Source organism: Massilia sp. DJPM01, assembly GCF_030348125.1.
GTDB classification, from domain to species: Bacteria; Pseudomonadota; Gammaproteobacteria; order Burkholderiales; family Burkholderiaceae_D; genus Telluria_A; species Telluria_A frigida.
Genome location: NZ_JAQOZV010000002.1, coordinates 114,378 through 137,062, shown reverse-complemented (window position 1 = coordinate 137,062; position 22,685 = coordinate 114,378). Strand labels below are relative to the sequence as shown.

The window sequence follows — 22,685 nt, the reverse complement described above, 5'->3', positions numbered from 1 at the left end:
GCCATGAAAGCTCTACTTATCACTCACGACAGCCAGCTGCAAGCCGAGATCGCCGCCCAGGGCGCCGCGCGGATGCCGCCAGTGACCCTGGTGGCCGTGCGCAGCCGCCTGCGCGACGCGCTCGAACGCGTGCTGCCCGACAGCCCGGCGCTGGTGATCGTCGACGCCAGTGGCCTCGATGAAGGCGAGGCCGAACAGCTGGTGCGCCTGGCCAAGCTGTACCCGGCCGCCACCTTCATGCTGCTCACCCGCGAGCAGCAGCAAAACCTCTTGATCCGCGCCATGCGCGCCGGCGTGCGCGAAGTGCTGCAACTGCCGCTGGTGCACAGTGCCTTCCACGACGCCATCAACCGCATCGCCGACGCCGCGAATGCCGGCAAGCTGTGCGACGGCAAGGTGCTGGCCTTCATCTCCTGCAAGGGCGGCAGCGGCGCCACCTTCCTGTCGACCAATTTCGCCTACGCCCTGGCCAGCCTGGCGGACAAGAAAGTCATCCTGATCGACCTGCACGGCCAGTTCGGCGACGCCACCCTGTATGTGTCGGACCAGAAGCCGGCCATGACCCTGTCCGACGTGTGCAGCCAGATCGCGCGCATCGACGGCGCCTTCCTCGATTCCTGCCTGGTGCACGTCACGCCCGGCTTTGGCATCCTGGCGGCGGCCGACGACCCCTCCCATGCGGTCGACCTGAAACCGGAACAGATGGACATCATCCTGCGCGTGGCGCGCCAGCACTACGACTACGTGGTGCTCGACGTGGGCCGCCAGATCGACGTCATTTCCCTGCGCGCGCTCGACAACGCCGACGCCATCTATCCGGTGCTGCAACTGGCCCTGCCCGACCTGCGCGACGGCCGCCGCCTGCTCGACATCTTCCGCTCGCTCGGCTACGCCATCGAAAACACGCGCCTGATCGTGAACCGCTACGAAAAGGGCGGGCGCCTGCGCCTGCAAGACGTGCAAGCCTCGCTCGGCGCCGAGGTCATGCACACCGTGCCCAACGATTACGTGGCGGTGACCGATTCGGTCAACCAGGGCGTGCCGGTGCTGCAATTGTCGCGCGCCAGCCCGGTGGCGCGCAGCCTGGCCGAACTGGTCGAGCTGGTCACCGCGCGGCGCGTGCCGGAAACCAAGGGCTTGCTGACCCGCCTGTTCGGGCGCGCCGAGGCCGAACAATAAACCCCAGGAGAATCCCATGACCTTGCGCGAACGCCTGACCGCGACCGACGATAGCCGCCCCACCCAGCCGGCCGAAGCGGAACCGGCCAACCATGCTTATCACGACCTGAAGAAGAACATGCACCAGATGGTGCTCGACCGCATCGACCTGGAGCGCCTCAAGCGCCTCACGCCGGAGCAGTTCAAGCATGAACTGGGTTTGCTGGTGCAGCACATCATCGAAGAAGAGCACATCGTGCTCAACCAGCACGAGCGGCACGACCTGGTGCTCGACATCCAGCACGAAATGCTCGGCTTCGGACCGCTCGAATCGCTGCTGGCCGATCCGACCGTGTCGGACATCCTGGTCAACACGTTCAACCAGGTGTATGTCGAGCGGCGCGGACGGCTGGAACTGACCGACATCACCTTCCACGACAGCGCGCACCTGATGAAGATCATCGAAAAAATCGTCTCGCGGGTCGGGCGCCGGGTTGACGAATCGAGCCCGATGGTCGACGCGCGCCTGCCGGACGGCTCGCGCGTGAACGCCATCATCCCGCCGCTGGCGGTGGATGGCGCGATCCTGTCGATCCGGCGTTTTTCGGCCACCCCGCTGACGGTCGAGAACCTGCTGCGCTTCAAGAGCATGACCCCGCCCATGGTGCAGGTGCTGCAGTCGCTCGGGCACTCGAAGATCAACATCCTGATTTCGGGCGGCACCGGGAGCGGCAAGACCACCCTGCTCAACCTGCTGTCGGGCTTCATCCCGGCCAACGAGCGCATCATCACCATCGAAGACGCGGCCGAACTGCAGATGCGCCAGCCGCACGTGGTGCGCCTGGAAACGCGCCCGCCGAATATCGAAGGCAAGGGCGAGGTGACCCAGCGCGCGCTGGTGCGCAACGCGCTGCGCATGCGGCCCGACCGCATCATCCTGGGCGAGGTGCGCGGCGCCGAAGCGATGGACATGCTGCAAGCGATGAACACCGGCCACGAAGGCTCGCTCGCGACGATCCACTCGAACACCCCGCGCGACGCCCTGGCGCGGCTGGAAAACATGGTCGGCATGGCCGGCGTCACGCTCACCCCGCGCGCGGTGCGCCAGCAAATCTGCTCGGCCATCACGGTGGTGCTGCAAGTGACGCGCCTGACCGATGGCGCGCGCAAGCTGGTCAGCCTGCAGGAAATCACCGGCATGGAAGGCGAGATGATCGCCATGCAGGAAATCTTTTGCTTCGAGCAGACCGGGGTCGATGCCGAAGGCAAGGTGGTCGGGCACTTCCGCGCCACCGGGGTGCGGCCGCGCTTCGCCGACCGCCTGCGCCTGTTCGGCGCGCCCGTGCCCGATTCGGCCTTCGACCCCAGCCGCATCTTCGAATAGGAACGGCCATGGACTATGTCTTCTACGGCTTTGCCGTCTTGCTGTTTGCCGCGGTCATCCTGATGATCGAAGGCGGCTACCTGTTCTGGTCGGAAACGCGCGGCGGCGGCGCCAAGCGCATCGCGCGCCGCCTACGCGTGATGTCGGGCGGCACCGATAGCGAGGATGGGGCGATCTCCATCCTCAAGCGGCGCCGCTACAGCGGCAACGATGGCCTGGACGGCATGCTGCACCGCCTGCGCCTGGCGCACGCCGTCGACCGCCTGCTGCTGCAGGCCGGCGTGAACTGGATCGTGTCGCAGTTCCTGCTGGCCTCGCTGGTCTTGCTGTGCGCGGCGGCGCTGGCGGCGCACGCCTGGGACACGCCGCCGCTGCTGACCTGGCCGCTGCTGCTGGCAGGCCTGGGCCTGCCGTTTTTCGCGCTGCGCCGCACGCGCGCCAGGCGCATGGGCAAGATCGAACAGCAGTTGCCCGAGGCGGCCGACTTCCTGGCGCGCGCGATGCGCGCCGGCCACTCGTTTACCAATGTGCTGCAAATGGTCGGCAGCGAACTGCCCGAGCCGCTCAGCGGCGAATTTCGCATCGTGCACCAGGAAATCAACTACGGCGTGCCGATGGGAGAAGCGCTGCACAGCCTGGCCGAGCGGATTCCCCTGACCGACCTGCGCTATATGGTGATCGCGGTTCTGATCCAGCGCGAGTCGGGCGGCAACCTGGCGGAAATCCTGGGCAATATCGGCCACATCATCCGCGAACGCCTCAAGCTGCTCGGCCAGGTGCGGGTGCTGTCGGCCGAAGGGCGCATCTCGGCCTGGATTCTCGGCATCCTGCCGTTCGCGGTCGCCGGAATGATGTATTTTGCCAACCCCGAATACATCAGCATGCTGTGGACCGACCCCAGCGGCGTGCGCCTGCTGTGCTATGCCGCAGGCATGATCAGCATCGGGGTGCTGTGGCTGCGCCATCTGATCAACATTCGCGTCTAGGAGGAAGCCATGAGCGGCTCGCAATTACTGTTTTTGCTGATCGTGTTCGCGGTCGTGGTCGGCCTGGCGGGCCTGGCCATGGTGACCTTCTGGCCCGGCTACATGCGCGAGCGCCTGGCGCGCGTGGGCGCCACCGCCGACACCAGCACCCGCCGCAGCGATGGCTGGGTGGAAAAGGTGGCCAAGGTGGCCCAGCCCTTCAGCAGCCTGTCGCTGCCCGAGCAGGGCTGGGAAAAATCGCCCCTGCGCACCCGCTTCATGAATGCCGGCTGGCGCGGCCCGGCCGTGGCCACCCTGTATTTCGGGGCCAAGACCTTGCTGGCGCTGTTGCTGCCAGCCCTGGTGGGGCTGTGGATCGCGCTCTCGAGCGACGTCATGAGCGGGCAGCGCATCATGACGATGATGCTGGGCACGGCGGCATTCGGCTACTACCTGCCCAATGCCGTGCTCGAATTCACGGCGCGCCGGCGCCAGCGCGAAATCTTCGAGTCGATTCCCGACGCGCTCGACCTGCTCACGGTGTGCGTGGAAGCGGGCCTGAGCCTGGAGCGCGCGTTGATCAAGGTGGCCGCCGAGATCCACATCAAGAGCATGGTGCTGGCCCAGGAAATGCAGCTGGTTTTGATGGAAATGCGGGCTGGCTTCAGCAAGGAAAAGGCACTGCGCAATTTTGCCCTGCGCAGCGGCGTGGAAGACGTCGACACCCTGGTGGCGATGATGATCCAGTCCGAGCGCTTCGGCACCAGCATGGGCACCTCGCTGCGCGTGCATGCCGACACCCTGCGCACCAAGCGGCGCCAGATGGCGGAGGAACAAGCCGCCAAGATCGGCGTGAAGCTGATGTTCCCCCTGATTTTCTTCATCTTCCCGACCTTGCTGATGGTCTTGCTCGGCCCCGCCGGCATGCAGATCATGCGCACGCTCAAGTCGGTCAACGGCCAGTAACTTTTCCCTGTTCATCTTCGTCGCGGAGCCTGCCATGCGTACCACCCTCACTTGCTGTTCCCTGCTGTGCGCCGGCGCGCTGCTGCTGGCCTGCGCCAATCCGGGCGGACACGCCGCCGGCGTGCCGGCCGTGGCCGATGCCACCCCGCTGCGCGCCGAGGATGCCTATCTGCTGGGGCGCAGCGCGCACCTGGCGTACCGCTACCAGGCGGCGCGCGCGTCCTACGAGGCGGCGCTGGCGCGCGAACCCGCACATCTGAAAGCGCGCAGCGGCCTGGCCACCCTGTACGCCGAGCAGGGCGACTTCGCGCGCGCCATCACGCTGTGGCAAGCCATGACGCGCGAGGTGGCGGATGGCGGCGGGCAAGCCAGCGCCTTCCTGTTCAGCAATCTCGGTTACGCCCACTTCCTCAACGGCGAGTTCGGGCCGGCCCTGGCCGCGCTGGAAAAGGCTTGCCTGCTCGATCCGCTCAACGACCGCGCCTGGCAGCATCTGGGCGATGCGCTCGCCAAAGTCGGGCAGCATGAACGCGCCGCGCAGATGGCGCGGCAAGCCAGCGCGTTGCGCACGCATGACTTCAAGAGCGATTACGCGGTCGCCGAGCGCGCCGGCGTGGCCGCCATCGACACGGCGGTCAAGGCGGGCGGGCCGGCGTTGGCCCAGGAACCGCAGTGGGACCGCACCGACGTGCGCCAGGACGCCGCCGGCGTATTCGTGGTGCGGCGCGTGAGCGCGCGGCCGGCGCCGCTGCCGGCCGCGTCCGCCGCGTCGGCCCCGGCGGCGGTGGTGGCGGCGGCGGTGCCACAGGCGCGTGCGGCCCAGGCCTTGCTGGAAATCCGCAATGGCAACGGCGTGAGCGGCATGGCGCGCGCGCTGGCCGGCACGATGGACGAGGGCGCCTTGCGCGTGGTGCGGCTGAGCAACCAGAAAGGCTTCGGCGTGCGCCAGACCCGTATCGAATACCAGCCCGAATTTCGCGAGGCCGCCGAGCGCCTGGCCGAACGCTTCGGCGCCGCGCGCGTGCTGGCCGCAGGCGACATCGGCCGCGCCAACCTGCGCCTGGTGATCGGGCGCGACCTGGTGCCGGCCACGGCCGCGCCGGCTATCATCGCGGCGCGCCGCAGGCAAGGGCCGGCGGCAGGCTGATGCACCTTCGGGGGCTGGTCCGTTTGTGCCATATCAAACCCGGTGCGGGTGCTCACGCGACAATAGAATGATCCACCCACTACCGGAGCATCCCATGAGCATTGCACAACGCTTTACACGGACCCTGGCCGGGGTCGCCCTGCTGGCCCTGGTCGCCTGCGCCCCCACCGCGCAGCGCGAAGGCACGGGCGAATTCATCGACGACAGCATCATCACCGGCAAGGTCAAGGCGGCCCTGGTGGCCGATCCCGAGCTCAAGGCGACCCAGATCAATGTCGAGACCTTCAAGGGCACGGTGCAGCTGAGCGGCTTTGTCAGCGCGCCCGACCACATCCCCAAGGCGGTGGCGCTGACGCGCAAGATCGACGGCGTCAAGAGCGTGAAGAACGATATCCTTCTGCGCTGAGACGGGCGTAAAAAAAGCCGTCCCGGTCAATGGGCGGCTGCATGGCGGCGCTTGCGGCGCGTGCCTTATTCCCAGGTGACGCTGCCCAGGCCGTGGGCGCTGGCGCTGCGCACCGGCGGCTTGCCGCGCACCGTGGCCGAGCCCAGGCCGTTGAGCGTGAGCTTGGCCGAATTCTTCGCAAACACGTCGGCACTGCCCAGGCCCGACATGTCGAGTTCGACGGCATCGGCACGCAGCTTGCCCGCCTCCAGGCTGCCTACGCCGCCGAGATCGGCGCGCAGCACCCTGGTCTGCCCGCTGGCCTCGATGCGGCCGGCGCCGCGCAGCGACAGGTCGACCCGCTCGGTGTCGCCGGCGTCGAGCGTCATGTTGCCGGCTCCGCCCAGGCGTGCGTTGATCTGTTTGTACTGGCTGAGCAGCTTGATGGCGCCGGCGCCATCGAGCCTGATCAGGATGCGCTCGCCCTTGAAGCCGCGCAGTTCGGTCGAGCCGATGCCCTCCGATACGAATTCGTTCAGGTTCGGCAGGGTCAGTTCGGCGCGCAGTTCATGCGTGCGCTGGTGGCCGATATGCAGATCGCGCCTGGTGGTACCGATCCGCAAGGTGTCGCCTTGCTGGACCACGGCCACTTCCGACACGTCATGCTTGTCGCCGTACAGGGTCAGGGAGGGCGTTGCGCCTTGCTTCACGTTCAGATTGATGACGCCGTTCAGCGTGATCTTCAGCACCCGTGCATCGACGCTGCCGCGCTCGCTGACCTGCTCATCCGCGCTGGCCGCGCCGCTGCTGGTGGTGAGGGCGGCGGCCATGAGGGCGCTGGCAAACAATCTGTTCATGATGGATCTCCGTGGTCGTGTCGGCGAGGTGGCGCTGCTCAGCCTTTGAGCTGGGCTTTTTCGGCGGCGCTGAGGCGCTTGGCGCTGACGGTGACCACGGTCATGTTGGCATCGGCGCCGGCTTGCACGGCGGCCGGTGCGCTGCTGCGCGGGGCTGGTGCGCTGGCGGTGGCAAAGCTGGTGGCGGAGACGGCGATCAGGGCGGCGACGAAGATGGCTTCCATGTTTTTTGCGATGTTCATGATTGACTCCTGTGGGTTAAGTTCGTTGGGTTGAGTGAACTATAGCCACAGGGGGGATCGTCAACACGGCGATTGCGATGAACTGCGCTTTTGGCGGGATGGAGTGTCGGTTTGGGACCGAAAGCGTGCTGCCAGGCCGCCGCGCCGGAGCCGCCAGGCAGGCGGCGCGCGCCGTTTACTGCTTGAAGCGGATCTTCATCTCGGGACGCTGCTCGATGCTGCCGATCTTCCACGAATACGTGCCGATCAGGCCAAAGAACGAGGGGGTCGAGGTGGCATTGTGCGACAACACTTGCGCGCTGATCGGCACCGTCACCGATAACGTGCCGTCGAGCTTGATGCCGAGTTTGGCCATGCTGGCTTTTTCCTTGTCGTCGAGCTTGCCGGCGGCCAGGGTGACCACCCCATCCTTGTCGGTGGCCACGCGCAGCACGCCGAGCAGGTCGAGCGTCTGGCCGCGCTGGCGCTTGCCTTCGACACTGAGGTCGTAGCGCGCATTGCCCTTGTAGTCGGCCTGGCGGATATCCTGCTCGTGCTTCATCTTCGCCGCTTCGTTTTCCAGGCTTTCCTCTTCCTTGGGAGCGAGCTTGCCGCCCTTGGCCATCTGGGTGGCTGCGATGGTGTGCACGGCGGTGCCGGCATAGGAATACTCGTAACTGCCATCGGCCTGGAACGCGGTCCTGGCGCTAAAGCGTTCAGGGACCAGGCATCCGGCCAGCAGCAGGGTGGCGCAGGCGCATGCAGTCAAGAGTCGACGGCTCATCGGGAATCCACGGGATGGTCAGAATGGCGCAAGTGTAGCCCAGTTGACACAATATTGTCAGGAAAGACAATTTCGCTTACAAAGTGCAACCTTCATCACGCCGTGGGCACCGCCCGGGCAGCGTTCTGGAGCACCGCCGGCGCGATGATGCGGTGCAGGGGCGTCACCGGCAGCATGTAGAGGCGGCCCAGCCAGTTGTGCACGTGGACCACGGTGCTGACCGTGGCCAGCATTTTCCCGCTGGCGGCGTCGACCGCCTTGTGCACGGACAGGACCACGTCCAGGTGCTTGTCCTTGTCGCCCAGCAGCACCTCGTCGGGGGTGTTGGCGAACAGGGTGAAGATGCCGACCCGGTCGCCGGGCTGGTAGGCCGAGGCCGGCTTGGCCGGATCGAGCGCGGACAAGGTGCCGAGATTCTTCAGGCCCAGCTTCGCCACCACGCGGTTACGCAAGCTCATCAAGGTGTTGACCCAGCCGGGCGTGCTGGAGCTCACCTGGAGAAACAGTTCCAGCGCGGTGGCGCCGGGGTCGTCCGGGGTGATCGCCCAGGCATCATGGAAATAGGCACCGGGAAGCGAGGCCGCAATGGCGCTCGACGCGGGGATGACGGTTTCGACGGGTGTGGGGCGCATGGGGGTCCGGGCAGATTGATGGCACCTGCCGGTCCGGTTGAACGTGCGGCAGCGCTCGCCGCGAGGGCGGGCGCCACCATCTTAATACGGAACGGCGCGGGGCGTACGGCGCCGGCCGGTTGCCGGTTTACTGCATGAACCAGCCATGGCTGACCACGATCGATTGCCCGGTCAGCGCATTGCTCGGGAACGCCGCCAGGAACAGGGCGGTCTGCGCCACGTCGTCCACGGTGGTGAATTCGCCATCGACGGTTTCCTTGAGCATCACGTTCTTGACCACGTCGGCTTCCGACATGCCGAGCGCCTTGGCCTGTTCGGGGATCTGTTTTTCCACCAGCGGCGTGCGCACGAAGCCGGGGCAGATGACGTTGGCGCGCACGCCGTGCGCCGCGCCTTCCTTGGCGACCACCTTGCACAGGCCGATCAGGCCGTGCTTGGCCGTGACATAGGCCGACTTGAGCGGCGACGCCTCTTTCGAGTGCACCGAGCCCATGTAGATCACGCTGCCGCCGCGGCCTTGCGCGTACATCACTTTCAGGCAGGCGCGCGTGGTCAGGAATGCGCCGTCCAGGTGGATGGCCAGCATCTTCTTCCAGTCGGCGAAGGCGAAGTCCTGGAGCGGCGCCACGATCTGGATGCCGGCATTCGAGACCAGCACGTCGATGCCGCCGAAGCGCGCCGCGACGGCCGCGATGCCGCTGTCGACTTCCTCTTCGCTGGTGACGTTCATGGCCACCGCCATGCTGCGCTCGCCGGATGGGTCGAGTTCTTTCGCGGCGGCTTGGGCCGCTTCGAGGTTGAGGTCGGCGATGACGACCTTGGCGCCGCTGTCGAAGTAGACTTGGGCGATGTGCTTGCCGATGCCGCTGGCGGCGCCGGTGATGACAGTAACTTTATCCTGCAAGTTCATGGGACACCTCTTTCAACGTGTTGGTGGCGGCACTTGCGTGCCGGGAAGTAAGGAAATCATAAATGGCGGGGCTTTGCCCGGCCGCCGGCAAGGCCATGATCTGCGGATGCGACTGGGTCAGCGCTGCATCATCGTAGCCTGAACGCCAGTGTTCGTTCATGGTGCGGCGCGAAAACTCGAAGTCTTTCGACTGGCCTTCGTCATTGGGCGAGCGGTACACCAGCTGGACGATGTTATACACCGCGTCGTCGGAGGCCTCGGCCAGCAGGCGCGCCTGCGGCGTGGCGGCCAGCGCGGCCGGCATCTGGGCCAGCAGTTCCTTGAAGGCGGTGCGCAGCTCGGCCATGTTGCGGAACTTGTCGGTGGCGGCCCGCGTGCGGCTGGAAAACTGCACTTCCTTCATGCGCACGGCCACCTCGGTCAGGTCGCGCGGGAGTTCGCCGCTGGCGCTCCACAGGTCGACCTGCAGCACCAGGGTATCGAGCCCCGAGCGCGCCGACAGCACCCAGTCGAGCGGGGTGTTCGAGACCAGCCCGCCATCCCAGTAATGCTCGCCATCGATCTCGACCGCGTCGAAGCCGGGCGGCAGTGCGCCGCTGGCCATGATGTGCCTGGCGGAGATGGTGTCGACCGCGTTGTCGACGTAGGCGAAGTTACCGGTGCGCACGTTCACAGCCCCAACGCTCAGCCGCATCTCTTGGCTGTTGATGCGGTCGAAGTCGACCAGATTGTTAAGCGTGCCTTCAAGCATGGAGGTGTCGTAATAGCTGGTGGCGCCGCGGTTGGCCAGCGGCAGATAGGGCGGCGGCATGCGCGGCTGGAAGAAGCCGGGTACGCCGTGCGAGAGTACGCGTCCGGCCGCCATCTGGTTGGCCCAGCCGCGCATGGCGTCGCCGGTGAGCAGGCCGGTCCAGTCATCGCTGGCGCCGCCGTCGTCGGCGTTGCTGACCTTTTCCCAGAAGCTGCGCAGCTTGGCGACCCGTTCCGCGCGCAGGTTGCCGGCGATGATGGCGCTGTTGATGGCGCCGATCGAGATGCCGGCCACCCAGGTCGGCTCGATGCCCGCTTCCAGCAGGCGCTCGTAGACGCCGGCCTGGTAGGCGCCGAGCGCGCCGCCGCCTTGCAGCAGCAGGGCGATGCTGCCGAAGGGCGTGGCGCACGGGCGCGCCGCTTCGGGCGGGGCGGTGGCGCGGGTATGAGGACCTCCTTGGGTTGATCCGTCACGCATGTGCGGGCACCGGAACGTCGAAACCATTGAGCGTGGTCGATACCATGGAATAGAGTCCGACCAGGTAAATCAGTTCATTCGTGCCTTTCTGGCCGAAGGTGGCCAGCGCCAGGCGGTAGATCGGCTCGGGCAGCAGGCCGCCGCGGCACAGGGCGTAGGCGACGCTTTCTTCCTTGTTCAGGTCGGACGGTTTGAGGTCGGCCACCAGGGTCGCCAGGCGTTCCAGCGGCATGCCTTCGGCCTCGGCCACGGCGATGTGGGCGTACAGCTCGTAGGCGGCGTCGAAGCGGGCGCCGACCACCAGGATGGCGATCTGGCGCACATTATCGGGCAGCCACGGGTTCCATGGCCCCATCAGGGCGCCATCCTCGCGCTGGGAGACGAAGGCGTTGAAGTTCGAGGCGATGCCCTTGCGCATGTCGTCGTACAGGGGTTGCTGTTCGGGCGTGAGCTCGGAAGGGGAGATGAGGGGCAGGCGCATGGCGGCTTTCTGGCGTGGTTGGCAACGGGGGAAGCCGAACCCGTCCATGCCTGGGGCGCGCGGCGCCGGCCGGCGCGGGAGGATCGTTTCAGCTCGTTGCCAAAGAATACAGGCGCTTACTGAGGCGAAAATTGGTCGGATGTATCGTGCGGCCGGTTGAAATTTCTGGTTAAAATTTGCCTTGATTTGGGATTGGCTCATGAAATTCCATTGACATGATGGTTCAGTTGTGGGTAATGTATTCGCTATTCGCGAATGTGAAATGGATGGGAGTAAGGATATGCTCAAGAGTCAAGATATTTTAATCTCGCTAAAGTTATGTAGCCTGCACCTCTACGAGGAACGGCGAAAGCAGGACCATGTCCCGGCCCCGGCCGCACTCTTGAGCGCATGGGCGGGATGGGAGGCAGATCCCATTGAGACTGCACAATACGAAATGCGTTTCGACCCCGCTGGACATGCCCTATTTGAGTGGACGTACGCGACGCTTTCCAAGCGCGTCGGGCTCAGCGCCTCAGAGTGCAATCAGGCAGTTCGACGCGCCTTATACTGCGGTCTCTTGCGTAAGCCAAGAAACGGTATCCGCCCGGTACCGTCCAGTAAGGCTCTTACAGAGTTTTTAGTCCACGGACTTAAATACGTCTTCCCGGGACAAGAAGGCAGTTTGGCACGGGGGATTCCTACCGGTTTTGCTGCACCTGTATTAGCGTCAAAACTTATCAGCGCAGGCGAACATATTTACGTCTGGCCTGATGCACGCGGTAATGCGACGGGGCTCACTTTAGAACCAATCCACAAAGCAGTTCCCTTCGCAGTACGATACGATCCTATTTTCTACGAACTGATTGCACTGGTCGACGCCATTCGATTTGGCAAGCTTCGGGAGGTAAAGATTGCAACAGATGAGTTATCGGGAGCATTGGGGAACATATGAACACAAATGAGCGACTCATTTGGATGTTGGAGCAGACAGCTGAGGCCTTGGGGCCCGCACTGTTGGAAACCTCGGCGTTCGTAGGTGGATGCGTGGTAGGGCTACTTATCACTGACGAATTTTCAAAGGAACAAGTACGGGCAACCGATGACGTGGACCTGATTGTTGATGTGATGAACTATGCCGCCTATGCGAAGCTATCTGTGGAACTTCAGAAACGCGGCTTTAAGGTGTCGATACAGGATGACATTCAGTGCCGCTGGCGGCTTGGTGAATTGATTGTGGACGTCATGCCGACCGATGAGAAAATTTTGGGCTACAGTAACCGCTGGTACGCCCCGGCAATTGAGTCTGCAATTTGGTTTGAACTTCCAAGTACGCATAAGATTCGCATAGTTAGTGCGCCTTATTTTGTGGCCACAAAAATTGAGGCGTTTAAAGGGCGTGGAAATAATGATTTCTTCACGAGTCGAGACATCGAAGACATCATCACTCTTGTCGATGGCAGGGAAACATTGATAGAAGAGATCGCTGCAATTGGCGGTTGTTTTGAAAAATATGTGAGCTCATCTATACAGGAATTTCTCCGGGAAAATGGCTTTGAGTATGCGGTAGAATCTGCGGTGAAAAGCGATACGGACCGATCAGCCGTTATTTTTGATCGGTTTGAATCGCTGGCAAGGAAATAAGAACAGATATGGCTTTTCATTGGAATTGGCGCAGCAATATTGGGACAGAACGTAGCGCAAATCAAGATTGCGCAGGTATCGCGTTGGGAGAGGATTATCTGTTTGCTGTTATTGCAGATGGAGTGTTTTCCAGACCAAGAAGCGGAGATCTGGCACGAGCACTGGTTACAGTGCTGGTGGACCGCGCAGTCGGCCTACGTCACCAACCCGACAGTGCCGACGTCGAGCAATGGGTTGAGGATGCATATCACCGTTTACGCGATGTACGAGCGCCCAGGTCGGCAGCCTCCTTCTTGGCCGCCGTTTTTTCCCAAAAAAAGCTCCTCTTCGCGGTCCATGCAGGTGATTGCCGGGCCGGTATTCAAGACAAGGAGTCTCGGATTGAATGGAAGACACCTGTGCACTGTCTTGCAACGGCCCTCAAGCCCTTGGCGGAGGAAGAACTACGCATCCATGAAGCTAGAAATCAGCTCACGCGCACTTTCCGTACAAAAGGTTCTTGCGATCCACAAGTAACAGAATTGGGCTACGAATATTTTCACGGTGCTGCTTTGGTTACTGACGGATTCTGGGCAGGATTGCCGACGTCGGTGCAGTCAGATTTTTTTGGCATCGATTGGATGCCGGATTTGAATTGCGATGACGACGTTAGTCGACTGGCAATTCGATGGGAGGAGGCGAGCCTTGCTCGGACGGGCGGCGCCGATAACTTCTACGTCAGAGTGAGAGCCGTGTAATCAACGAGCGAACGGCCCATACCAAAAGTTCGCTTTAGCTACAGATAAAAAAAGGGATACATGACTGAACATGTACCCCTTCATCTTGCTGCTAAATTCTGGTGCCGACTGCCGGTTTCGAACTGGCCACCTGATGATTACAAATCAACTGCTCTACCAAATGAGCTAAGTCGGCGAAACTTTTACAGCCGCGATTATACGCTATTTGATGCGCGTGAGCGTCGGACGGCCGCCTTTTTTAGGCGGATCGTTGTTGTCGTCCGGCGACGGCGCCGTGGCCGGCACGCCCGTCGGCACAGTCTCCGACCCTGTGTCCGGCACGCTCGACAGCGCCGTAGCCGGCGCCTTGGCCAGCGACGGCACGCTCGACAGCGGACTGTCGGTCGGCTGGCCCGCCGCGTTCTCGGATGCGGTGCTGCTCACCTCGAACGCCATGCCCTGGCCGTTCTCGTTCGCGTAAATCGCCAGCACATTTTGCACCGGGACGTAAATCTCGCGCGAGACGCCGCCGAAGCGGGCATGGAACTGGACCGCGTCATTGTCCATCTTCAGGCCCGAGGTGGCGCCGAAGCTGATATTGAGTACGATTTCGCCTTTTTTGACGTATTCCATCGGCACCGTGGTAGCGGCGTCGACCTTCACGGCGAGGTAGGGCGTAAACCCGCTGTCGGTACACCACTCGTAAATGGCGCGCAGCATATAGGGCTTGGTTGAGATGTCGGGCATGTTCTGGTAGTGGTGTGGTACGACGTGTACACGCCAGTCTACTGCGATTCGCCCGAAGGCGTTGTGACTGGCGTGTAACGAAAGTGGCGAAAGGGCAGCCGCCGATCAGCGGCGCATGACTTTCTCGGACGGGGTCAGCGCTTCGATGTAGGCCGGACGCGAGAAGATGCGCTCGGCGTACTTCATCAGCGGCGCAGCCGTCTTCGACAGTTCGATCCCGTAGTGATCCAGGCGCCACAGCAGCGGGGCGACGGCCACGTCGAGCATCGAGAATTCGTCGCCGAGCATGTACTTGTTCTTCAGGAACAGCGGCGCGAGCGTGGTCAGGCGGTCGCGGATTTCCGCGCGCGCCTTGTCGTGGCTCTTGTCGTTGGCCTTGGCGCGCTCGCTTTCGAGCACGTGCACATGGACGAACAGTTCTTTCTCGAAGTTGAACAGCATCAGGCGCGCGCGCGCGCGCATCAGCGGATCGGCCGGCATCAGCTGCGGATGCGGGAAGCGCTCATCGATGTACTCGTTGATGATGTTCGATTCGTACAGGATCAGTTCGCGCTCGACCAGGATCGGTACCTGGCCGTACGGATTCATCGTCGAGATGTCTTCAGGCTTGTTGAACAGGTCCACATCGCGCACTTCGAAGTCCATGCCTTTTTCAAACAGGACCAGGCGGCAGCGTTGGGAGAATGGGCACGTGGTGCCGGAGTAGAGAACCATCATTTTTATAGTTCCTTAGAAACAAAGGGGTGAAACGACGAGCGGATCACCCCGAAATGTGCCCGCTGACGTCGCGGGCAATGAATGACTTGCTTGCTGGCTTACTTGACTTCTTTCCAGAACGACGCGCTCAGACGCCACGCGAACAGGGCAAAGATCGACATCAGGAACAGGACCCACACGCCCAGCGACTTGCGGGTGGCCGCGGCCGGCTCGGCCATCCACTCGAGGTAGGCAACCAGGTCGGCGGTCGCTTCGTCGAATTGCAGTGGCGTCAGGCTGCCCGGCGTGACTTGCTCGAAACCAAGAACCTTGTGCACGGTTTTGCTTTCATCATGCGGATCTTTTTCTTCGGCTGTCTTGAGCGTACGCACGCCCTGCAACTGCCACATGGCGTGCGGCATGGCCACGTTCGCCACCACCAGGTTGTTCCAGCCAGTCGGACGGGTCTCGTCCTTGTAGAAGGTGCGCAGGTAGGTGTACAGATAGTCGGGACCGGAGCCGGCCGAGGAAGCCTTGGCGCGGGCGATCACCGACAGGTCGGGCGGAATCACGCCGAACCATTCCTTGGCGTCGGCCGGGCGCAGCGCGGTCGTCATCAGGGAGCCGACTTTATCGCCCGTAAACAACAGGTTTTCCTTGATTTGCTCTTCCGACAGCCCCAGGTCTTTCAGGCGGTTGTAGCGCATCGAGGACGCCGAGTGGCAGTTCAGGCAATAGTTGACGAACAGCTTGGCGCCGTTCTGCAGCGAGGTCAGGCTGGGGCGCTCCGGCGCCTTGTCCAGCTTGTGGCCGCCTTCGTTGGCGAATGCCAGCGCCGGCAGCAATGCCAGCATGGCGATCAGTTTCTTCGGAAAATTCATGTCTTGTCCTTTTGCTGAGATGTCGTCGATTAGTGCGGATGGAACGTCACACGTTTCGGCACCGGCTTGAAGGTGCCCATCGAGCTCCACCAAGGCATCAACATGAAGAATCCGAAGTACAACAGGGTGCACACTTGCGACATGATCGTGAAGATGGCGGTCGGCAATTGGGTACCGAGGTAGCCCAGCAGCACGAACGAGACGCCGAACACGATGTACACATATTTGTGCCAGTCAGGACGGTAGCGGATCGATTTGACCGGGGACTGGTCCAGCCACGGCAGGGCGGCGATGATCATCACCGACGAACCGAACAGCACCACACCCCAGAACTTCGCGTCCAGCACCTGCGGCAGCATGCCGATGATGACCAGCAGCGCGCCGCCGGCAATCGCGGCCTTGACCAGGAATGGCAGGCGCGTCTTGACCCAGATGAAGGCCACGTACAGGGCGATCGCACCCATCAGCACGTACATGAAGTCGGCCGTGGTGGCGCGCAGCACCGAGTAGAACGGCGTGAAGTACCAGGTCGGCGCGATGTGCGCAGGGGTCTTGAGCGAATCGGCCGGGATGAAGTTGTTGTACTCCAGGAAGTAGCCGCCCATTTCCGGGGCAAAGAACACCACCGCGCTGAAGATCAGCAGGAACACCGACACGCCGAACAGATCGTGCGCCGAGTAGTAAGGATGCGATGGGATCGAATCGAGCGGATGGCCGTCCGGACCCAGGGTTTCCTTGACTTCGATACCGTCAGGATTGTTCGAGCCGACTTCGTGCAGCGCGATCAGGTGGGCAGCAACCAGGCCCAGCAGAACCAGCGGAATCGCGATCACGTGGAAGGCGAAGAAGCGGTTCAGGGTCGCGTCCGACACAACGTAGTCGCCGCGGATCCACAGCGACAGGTCAGGGCCGATGAAAGGAATCGCACCGAACAGGTTGACGATCACCTGGGCGCCCCAGTACGACATCTGGCCCCATGGCAGCAGGTAGCCGAAGAAGGCTTCCGCCATCAGGCACAGGAAGATCGCAAAGCCGAACAGCCAGATCAGTTCACGTGGCTTGCGGTAGGAACCGTACAGCAGCCCGCGCGTCATGTGCAGGTAGACAATGATGAAGAAGGCCGAGGCGCCGGTCGAGTGCATATAGCGCACCAGCCAGCCCCACGGTACTTCGCGCATGATGTATTCGACCGAACCGAAGGCCAGCAGGGCGTCCGGCTTGTAGTGCATGGTCAGGAAAATGCCGGTGACGATCTGCAGCACCAGCACCAGCATCGCGAGCGAGCCGAAGATGTACCAGAAATTGAAGTTTTTCGGAGCGTAGTACTGGCCCCACTGGTCGTTCCACAGCTTGGTCAGCGGAAAACGGTCATCCACCCAGCCCAGCGCCTTGTCGGCCACCGGCGCATTCGCGGGGAACTTTGTTTCTTTAAAAGCGGCCATGTTATGCCTCGCCTTTCTCGTCTTTGCCGATGATCAGCTTGTTCTCGCTCAAGTACATATGGCGCGGCACTTCGAGGTTGTCCGGTGCCGGCTTGTTCTTGAACACGCGGCCGGCCAGGTCGAAGGTCGAACCGTGGCAAGGGCACAGGAAGCCGCCGGCCCAGTCGTCCGGCAGGTTAGGCTGGGCGCCTTCAGCGAACTTCGAGGTTGGCGAGCAGCCCAGGTGCGAGCAGATACCGACCGCAATCAGGTATTCCGGCTTGATCGAACGGTGTTCGTTGCGCGCGTATTCGGGCGTGAGCGCGTCCGGGGTCCGTTCCGATTTCGGATCGGCGACCACGCCGTCGGTCTTCTTCAGCGAAGCGACCATGTCGGGCGAACGCTTCAGGATCCACACGGGTTTGCCGCGCCACTCGACGGTCTTCATTTCGCCGGCAGCCATGCCGGTAATGTCTACTTCCACCGGCGCGCCAGCGGCTTTTGCCTTCTCCGACGGCTGGAATGTGCTTACCAAGGCTCCCGCCGTGGCCAAACCGACAACACCACCCGCCGCGCACGTAGCGGCGAGCATGACGCGTCGGCCCGGATCGACCTGCTTTTCGTTACTCATACCAACCCCAATCAGTCAAAATGCGAAATCTTAAAAAGCTACTTAGAGCTTCTAGCAACCTTAAATTATAAGGGAATAGGGGGGCGAGTTAAAGAAAAAATGTTGCACGCGCGCCTGTCAAGAGCGAATCATCGCCATTTTGAAACGATTCGGGCGCCCAATGCGCGCAATTGCCGTGCCTGCGGGCGCCCGCGCGGCAAGATGCCGCTGCGGCGGGAACCGATGCCGCGGTTTGGTTTCTAACGCCAGTGGGGGTATGATCGGCATGGCTATTTCACAATCCTGGGGTCAAAAATGACGATGATGGGCGAGTTCCGGCAGTTCGCAATGAAGGGTAATGTGGTCGACCTGGCGGTCGGCGTGATCATTGGTGGTGCTTTCGGCAAGATTGTCGATTCCTTGGTGCAAGACATCATCATGCCGCCCATTGGCCGCCTGTTCGGCGGACTCGATTTTGCCAATTACTACCTGCCGCTGAATAACCAGGCCATGAACCTGACCCTGGTCGAAGCCAAGAAGGCGGGCGCCGTACTTGCCTACGGTAACTTCCTGACCATCTTGCTTAATTTCATCATCCTGGCCTTCATCATCTTCCAGATGATCCGCCTGATGAACAAGCTGCGCCGCGCCGAGGAAGCGCCCGCCGTGGCGGCTGCCGCGACCCCCGAAGACGTGCTGCTGCTGCGCGAGATCCGGGATTCCCTCAAAAAATAGAGCGGAGGGCGCGATGCGGCGCTTATGGCTGTTGTTCGCCCAGGTGGTCACGGTTGCCCTGGCACTGTATTTCGTGGCCGTGGCCCTGCGTCCCGACTGGCCCGGCCTGCCCCCGCGCCGGGTCGCGCCTGACCGGGTCGCGCCTGACCGGGGCGAGCCTGACCGGGTCGAGCCAGGCCAGGTCGCCAGCGGCGTGCCGGTGCTGCAGGCGCCCGGCGCGCAACCGGCCCCGGGCAGCTACCGCGAGGCGGCCGCGCGCGCCATGCCCGCCGTCGTCAACATCCTCGCCAGCACCCAACGCGGGCAGGCCCATCCGCTGCTGCGCGACCCGCTGTTGCGGCGCTTTTTCGGCGACCGCCTGCCGCCCGGGGAACAGCGCTCCAGCCTCGGCTCCGGCGTGATCGTCAGTCCGGACGGCTACATCCTGACCAACAACCATGTGATCGAAGGCGCCGACGACATCGAGGTGGTGCTGGCCGACGGCCGCAAGGCGCCGGCGCGGCTGGTCGGCAGCGACCCCGAGACCGACCTGGCGGTGATCCGCATCGATGTGCGCAAGCTGCCCGCGATCGTGCTCGGCAATGACGAGGCGGTGCGCGTGGGCGATGTGGTGCTGGCCATCGGCAACCCCTTCGGCGTGGGCCAGACCGTCACGCTGGGGATCGTCTCCGCGGTCGGGCGCAATAATCTGCACATCAACGAGTTCGAAAACTTCATCCAGACCGATGCCGCCATCAACTTCGGCAATTCGGGCGGGGCGCTGGTCGACACCAACGGCAACCTGCTCGGCATCAATTCGGCCATCTATTCCCAGGGCGGCGGCTCGGTCGGGATCGGCTTCGCCATTCCCGTCACCACCGCCAAGGCCGTGATGGAGGCCATCATCGGCCATGGCGCCGTGGTGCGCGGCTGGATCGGCATCGAAACCCAGGACATCACGCCCGAGCTGGCCGACAGCTTCGGGCTGGCGCGCCAAAGCGGCACCATCATCGCCGGGGTGGTGCGCAACGGCCCGGCCGACCGCGCCGGCCTGCTCCCCGGCGACATCGTGCTCACCGTGGCCGGCAAGCCGGCCGCCAGCACGGTCGAGACGCTCAAGCTGATCTCCCAGCTTGCGCCCGGCGGCAAGGCTACAATGACCGTGATGCGCAAGAACCGTGCGGCAACGGTCGACGTCACCGTCGGCAAGCGCCCGCGGCCGCAGTAATTTCGCTCCTCCCCATTTTTTTGGAACCACAGCATGCATTTGCGCGACCTGACGCAGTTTTTGACCGAGTTAAGCGAGAACAATAACCGCCCCTGGTTCATCATGAACAAACCGCGCTACGATATCTTGCGCGAAGAATTCCTGGCCGTCGTCACCGAACTGATCAGCGCATTGAGCAAGTTCGACCGGCAGGTGGCCGCCTGCAATCCCAAGAAAGCGATGTTTCGCATCAACCGCGACATCCGCTTCGCCAACGATAAGAGCCCGTACAAGACGCGCTTTTCGGCCGGCATCACGCCCAAGGATTTGCGCCGCCCCAGCGCCGGTGGCGGGTCGACCTATTATTTCCAGATCGATGGCAGCGGCAAGCTGCTGTTCGGCGCCGGCGAATACTTGCCGCCGGCGCCGCGCCTGAAAGCCATCCGTGAGCAGATCGTCAACGACGCGACAGGCTTTGCCAAATTGCTGAAGAATAAACCCATGCGCGCCACCTTCGGCCACTTGCAGGAAGAAGACAAGCTGCAGCGGCCGCCCAAGGGGTTCGATGCGCAGCACGTGCATGTCGAGTACCTCAAGCTCAAGAGCTTTTTTGTCTGGACCGAGGTCGATCTCAAGCTCAACCAGCCAGACCAGCTGGTGCCGCAGCTGGCGCGCGGCCTCAAGGATGCCTTCGCGCTGGTCACCTGGTTGCGCAGCGTGGAAACGAGCAACGCGGAAGAATAAAGGAAAACGTCATGGCCTTACAACATGCCGCCTCGGGCGAGCTGATACCACTGAAGCGGGGCGACGACGACATCGCCCATTTCACCTCGGTCGCGCTGGCCAAGACCGCGCATATGGAACTGATCCGGCTGGTGCTGCCCAAGGACCGCGACATGCCGGTGCACAAGGTGGACGGCGAGATTACCTTGCTCTGCCTGCAGGGCGAGATCGTCTGCGATGCGCACGGCAAGAGCGTCGTGCTGCGCCCGGGCGAGATGCTGTACCTGCTGGGCGGCGTGCCGCACGGCTTGCGTGCGAACGACGATGCGGTGGCCTTGCTGACCATTTTGCTGACATAGCGAGCGTGTCACGGCGCAACGGAAGGAGTAATATGATGCTGAGTGCATACTTCCGGAGACGATCGTGGACCGTCGCAGCTTGCTGACACTGGCGCTTGCCTTGAGCGTCATGACCCCGGGGGCCGCCGCCGCGCCCGACATGCACGTATCGACCCTGGTCGGCAGCGATCCGGCCTCCGCCATCGCCGAACTGGTGATGGCGGAAGCCTACCGCCGCATCGGCCGCCGGCTGGTGGTGCACAAGCTGCCGGGGGAACGCACCCTGGTCATGGCCAACGAAGGCAGGATGGATGGCGAGTTGTACCGCAAGGTCGGCATGGAACGCGACTATCCCAACCTGATGATCGTCCCGGTGCCCTTGCTCACCTATGAAATCGTGATCTTCACGCGCGGGACCGACTTCGTCGTCGGCGGCTGGGACAGCCTGCGGCCGTACACCATCGGCTATGTGCGCGGCATCAAGATCGTCAAGGAGAATACGGCGGGCATGAAGACCGAAGCGGTGCCGACCATGGAACAGGCTTTCCAGAAGCTGACCATGGGACGCACCGATGTCGTGGTCGGCAACCGCCTGGCGGGACTGGCGGCCGCCGAGACCCTCAAGATCGACGAGGTGCGGGTGCTCGCGCCGGCGCTGGCCTCGTTCCCGGTCTACCACTATGTCAACAAGAACCACGCCGCGCTGGTGCCGGCGCTGGTGACGGCCCTGCAAGCGATGAAGGCGGACAAGACCATCGAGAAGTTGCAGAAGCAGGGCGCGCGCGCCGCCCTGCCTTAGTGCCGGCCGCGCATGGCGCTGGCGCGCTGAGCGCCGCGCCTGGCTTGCGGCTCAGCTCAATTCATCGCGCGGATCGCGCGCCAGCAACTGCGCCAGCATCGCCTTGGGCGTGCCGCCATCGAACAGCACGCCGGCCACCGCATTGGTGATCGGCATGTCCACGCCCAGCGTGTGCGCCAGCGCCCGCACCGCCTTGGCGCACGGCACGCCTTCGGCCACATGGCCGAGCTCGGCCACGATGGTGTCGAGCGCCTTGCCTTGCGCCAGGCCCAGGCCCACGCGGCGGTTGCGCGACAGGTCGCCGGTGCAGGTGAGAATCAGGTCGCCCATCCCGGTCAAGCCCATGAAGGTGGCCGGCGTGCCGCCCAGCGCGATGCCCAGGCGGGTAATTTCAGCCAGCCCGCGCGTGATCAGCGCGGCGCGCGCATTCAAGCCCAGTCCCAGCCCATCGGCCACGCCGGTGGCAATCGCCAGCACATTCTTGACCGCGCCGCCCACTTCCACGCCGACCAGGTCGTCGCAGGAATACACGCGGATATTGCCGCCATGAACGCTGGACACCACCCGCTCGCGCAGCATGTCCGAGCGCGAGGCCACCGTCAGCGCGCACGGCAAGCCGCGCGCCACTTCCTGCGCGAACGAGGGACCCGACAAGGCTCCGCCCGCCACCTGGCTGCCCAGCACCTCGGCCACCACCTGATGCGGCAGCAAGCCGGTATCGCCCTCGAAACCCTTGCAAAGCCAGACGATATGCGAAATTGCGTGGGGTTTGAGCTGCATCAGGAGCGGGCGCAGCCCGGCCACCGGGCAGGCGGCGATCAGCAGCGGCGCCTCCGTCTCGGGCGTACCCAGCACATGGGCCAGCGCGCCCTCGAAGTCGGACGTCACGTGCAGCGCGGCCGGAAAGGCGCAGCCGGGCAGGTAGGCGCTGTTTTCGCGGGCCCCGGCCATGGCTGCCATGGCGCCGCCATTGCGGCCCCACATCAGCACATCATGGCGCGCCGCCAGGGCGATGGCGACCGCCGTGCCCCAGGCCCCGGCGCCGAGGACGGTAATCTTGCGTGGTGACACGCTGGAGGCGCTGCTCGGCAT

The 22,685-nt window shown here is 63.5% G+C and carries 27 protein-coding genes and 1 tRNA gene; 14 read left to right on the top strand and 14 right to left on the bottom strand.

Annotated features, from left to right (window positions below):
• Positions 1–3 precede the first annotated feature (3 nt).
• The 6 genes from PO883_RS02045 (at position 4) to PO883_RS02020 (ending at position 6,026) form a co-directional block, all read left to right on the top strand.
• Complete coding sequence (locus tag PO883_RS02045; RefSeq protein WP_289308276.1) at positions 4–1,179, top strand: AAA family ATPase; 1,176 nt, start codon at positions 4–6, stop codon at positions 1,177–1,179.
• 16 nt (positions 1,180–1,195) lie between these two features.
• Positions 1,196–2,542, top strand: coding sequence for a CpaF family protein (locus PO883_RS02040; protein WP_289308275.1), 1,347 nt, complete (start codon positions 1,196–1,198; stop codon positions 2,540–2,542).
• Between the two features lie 8 nt (positions 2,543–2,550).
• A complete protein-coding gene (locus PO883_RS02035; protein WP_289308274.1) occupies positions 2,551–3,528 on the top strand; it encodes a type II secretion system F family protein in 978 nt (325 codons plus the stop codon).
• A 9-nt stretch (positions 3,529–3,537) separates the two neighbouring features.
• Complete coding sequence (locus tag PO883_RS02030; RefSeq protein WP_289308273.1) at positions 3,538–4,473, top strand: type II secretion system F family protein; 936 nt, start codon at positions 3,538–3,540, stop codon at positions 4,471–4,473.
• A gap of 34 nt (positions 4,474–4,507) precedes the next feature.
• Positions 4,508–5,620 carry a LytR C-terminal domain-containing protein gene (locus tag PO883_RS02025; protein WP_289308272.1) on the top strand — a complete coding sequence of 371 codons (1,113 nt, stop codon included), beginning with the start codon at positions 4,508–4,510 and terminating at the stop codon, positions 5,618–5,620.
• 94 nt (positions 5,621–5,714) lie between these two features.
• The gene (locus PO883_RS02020) at positions 5,715–6,026 is read left to right on the top strand and encodes a BON domain-containing protein (protein ID WP_289308271.1); all 312 of its coding nucleotides are present in this window, start codon (positions 5,715–5,717) and stop codon (positions 6,024–6,026) included.
• A gap of 65 nt (positions 6,027–6,091) precedes the next feature.
• Here the strand turns inward: PO883_RS02020 and PO883_RS02015 are convergent, their stop codons facing one another.
• The 7 genes from PO883_RS02015 to PO883_RS01985 form a co-directional block, all read right to left on the bottom strand.
• A complete protein-coding gene (locus PO883_RS02015) occupies positions 6,092–6,862 on the bottom strand; it encodes a GIN domain-containing protein (protein ID WP_289308270.1) in 771 nt (256 codons plus the stop codon).
• A gap of 38 nt (positions 6,863–6,900) precedes the next feature.
• Positions 6,901–7,104, bottom strand: a complete 204-nt coding sequence (locus PO883_RS02010) for a hypothetical protein (RefSeq protein WP_289308269.1) — start codon at positions 7,102–7,104, stop codon at positions 6,901–6,903.
• Between the two features lie 175 nt (positions 7,105–7,279).
• The gene (locus tag PO883_RS02005) at positions 7,280–7,867 is read right to left on the bottom strand and encodes a hypothetical protein (protein WP_289308268.1); all 588 of its coding nucleotides are present in this window, start codon (positions 7,865–7,867) and stop codon (positions 7,280–7,282) included.
• Positions 7,868–7,962: 95 nt separating this feature from the next.
• Positions 7,963–8,499 carry a DUF2867 domain-containing protein gene (locus tag PO883_RS02000; RefSeq protein WP_289308267.1) on the bottom strand — a complete coding sequence of 179 codons (537 nt, stop codon included), beginning with the start codon at positions 8,497–8,499 and terminating at the stop codon, positions 7,963–7,965.
• A 127-nt stretch (positions 8,500–8,626) separates the two neighbouring features.
• Complete coding sequence (locus PO883_RS01995) at positions 8,627–9,409, bottom strand: 3-hydroxybutyrate dehydrogenase (protein ID WP_289308266.1); 783 nt, start codon at positions 9,407–9,409, stop codon at positions 8,627–8,629.
• Positions 9,393–10,637, bottom strand: a complete 1,245-nt coding sequence (locus tag PO883_RS01990) for a patatin-like phospholipase family protein (protein WP_289308265.1) — start codon at positions 10,635–10,637, stop codon at positions 9,393–9,395. Before PO883_RS01990 ends, PO883_RS01995 begins: the two co-directional genes overlap by 17 nt.
• Positions 10,630–11,118 carry a carboxymuconolactone decarboxylase family protein gene (locus PO883_RS01985; protein WP_289308264.1) on the bottom strand — a complete coding sequence of 163 codons (489 nt, stop codon included), beginning with the start codon at positions 11,116–11,118 and terminating at the stop codon, positions 10,630–10,632. The genes PO883_RS01990 and PO883_RS01985 overlap by 8 nt, the downstream gene beginning before the upstream one ends.
• A 280-nt stretch (positions 11,119–11,398) precedes the next feature.
• On the opposite strand from PO883_RS01985, the gene PO883_RS01980 reads away from it, so the two are divergent.
• Genes PO883_RS01980 through PO883_RS01970 form a run of 3 tightly spaced genes read left to right on the top strand, consistent with a single transcriptional unit; the run spans position 11,399 to position 13,478 of the window.
• Positions 11,399–12,052 (top strand): hypothetical protein, encoded by a 654-nt coding sequence (locus PO883_RS01980; protein WP_289308263.1) that lies wholly within the window; start codon positions 11,399–11,401, stop codon positions 12,050–12,052.
• Positions 12,049–12,741 (top strand): hypothetical protein, encoded by a 693-nt coding sequence (locus tag PO883_RS01975; protein ID WP_289308262.1) that lies wholly within the window; start codon positions 12,049–12,051, stop codon positions 12,739–12,741. The genes PO883_RS01980 and PO883_RS01975 overlap by 4 nt, the downstream gene beginning before the upstream one ends.
• Positions 12,742–12,749: 8 nt before the next feature.
• Positions 12,750–13,478, top strand: a complete 729-nt coding sequence (locus PO883_RS01970; RefSeq protein WP_289308261.1) for a PP2C family serine/threonine-protein phosphatase — start codon at positions 12,750–12,752, stop codon at positions 13,476–13,478.
• A 99-nt stretch (positions 13,479–13,577) separates the two neighbouring features.
• Here PO883_RS01970 and PO883_RS01965 read toward each other — a convergent pair.
• From PO883_RS01965 to petA, 6 genes are all read right to left on the bottom strand, one after another.
• Positions 13,578–13,653, bottom strand: a tRNA-Thr gene (locus PO883_RS01965).
• A 26-nt stretch (positions 13,654–13,679) separates the two neighbouring features.
• Positions 13,680–14,204, bottom strand: a complete 525-nt coding sequence (locus tag PO883_RS01960; RefSeq protein ID WP_289308260.1) for a ClpXP protease specificity-enhancing factor — start codon at positions 14,202–14,204, stop codon at positions 13,680–13,682.
• A gap of 105 nt (positions 14,205–14,309) precedes the next feature.
• A complete protein-coding gene (locus PO883_RS01955) occupies positions 14,310–14,921 on the bottom strand; it encodes a glutathione S-transferase N-terminal domain-containing protein (RefSeq protein ID WP_054265664.1) in 612 nt (203 codons plus the stop codon).
• 98 nt (positions 14,922–15,019) lie between these two features.
• Positions 15,020–15,781, bottom strand: a complete 762-nt coding sequence (locus PO883_RS01950) for a cytochrome c1 (RefSeq protein ID WP_289308259.1) — start codon at positions 15,779–15,781, stop codon at positions 15,020–15,022.
• 29 nt (positions 15,782–15,810) lie between these two features.
• On the bottom strand, positions 15,811–17,223 hold the full coding sequence (locus PO883_RS01945; RefSeq protein ID WP_289308258.1) for a cytochrome bc complex cytochrome b subunit: 1,413 nt from the start codon (positions 17,221–17,223) through the stop codon (positions 15,811–15,813).
• A 1-nt stretch (position 17,224) separates the two neighbouring features.
• Positions 17,225–17,833, bottom strand: a complete 609-nt coding sequence (gene petA, locus PO883_RS01940) for a ubiquinol-cytochrome c reductase iron-sulfur subunit (protein ID WP_167084239.1) — start codon at positions 17,831–17,833, stop codon at positions 17,225–17,227.
• A 294-nt stretch (positions 17,834–18,127) separates the two neighbouring features.
• On the opposite strand from petA, the gene mscL reads away from it, so the two are divergent.
• The 5 genes from mscL to PO883_RS01915 all read left to right on the top strand — a co-directional run bounded on the left by mscL (position 18,128) and on the right by PO883_RS01915 (position 21,593).
• Positions 18,128–18,547, top strand: coding sequence for a large conductance mechanosensitive channel protein MscL (mscL, locus tag PO883_RS01935; RefSeq protein WP_289308257.1), 420 nt, complete (start codon positions 18,128–18,130; stop codon positions 18,545–18,547).
• A 13-nt stretch (positions 18,548–18,560) separates the two neighbouring features.
• Entirely contained in the window at positions 18,561–19,754 is a 1,194-nt protein-coding gene (locus PO883_RS01930; protein WP_289308256.1) for a trypsin-like peptidase domain-containing protein, read from the top strand.
• Between the two features lie 33 nt (positions 19,755–19,787).
• Complete coding sequence (locus tag PO883_RS01925; protein ID WP_289308255.1) at positions 19,788–20,477, top strand: DUF2461 domain-containing protein; 690 nt, start codon at positions 19,788–19,790, stop codon at positions 20,475–20,477.
• 11 nt (positions 20,478–20,488) lie between these two features.
• Positions 20,489–20,815 carry a cupin domain-containing protein gene (locus PO883_RS01920; RefSeq protein WP_289308254.1) on the top strand — a complete coding sequence of 109 codons (327 nt, stop codon included), beginning with the start codon at positions 20,489–20,491 and terminating at the stop codon, positions 20,813–20,815.
• Between the two features lie 64 nt (positions 20,816–20,879).
• A complete protein-coding gene (locus tag PO883_RS01915; RefSeq protein ID WP_289308253.1) occupies positions 20,880–21,593 on the top strand; it encodes a transporter substrate-binding domain-containing protein in 714 nt (237 codons plus the stop codon).
• A gap of 51 nt (positions 21,594–21,644) precedes the next feature.
• Here PO883_RS01915 and PO883_RS01910 read toward each other — a convergent pair whose 3' ends face one another.
• A complete protein-coding gene (locus PO883_RS01910; RefSeq protein WP_289308252.1) occupies positions 21,645–22,685 on the bottom strand; it encodes an NAD(P)H-dependent glycerol-3-phosphate dehydrogenase in 1,041 nt (346 codons plus the stop codon).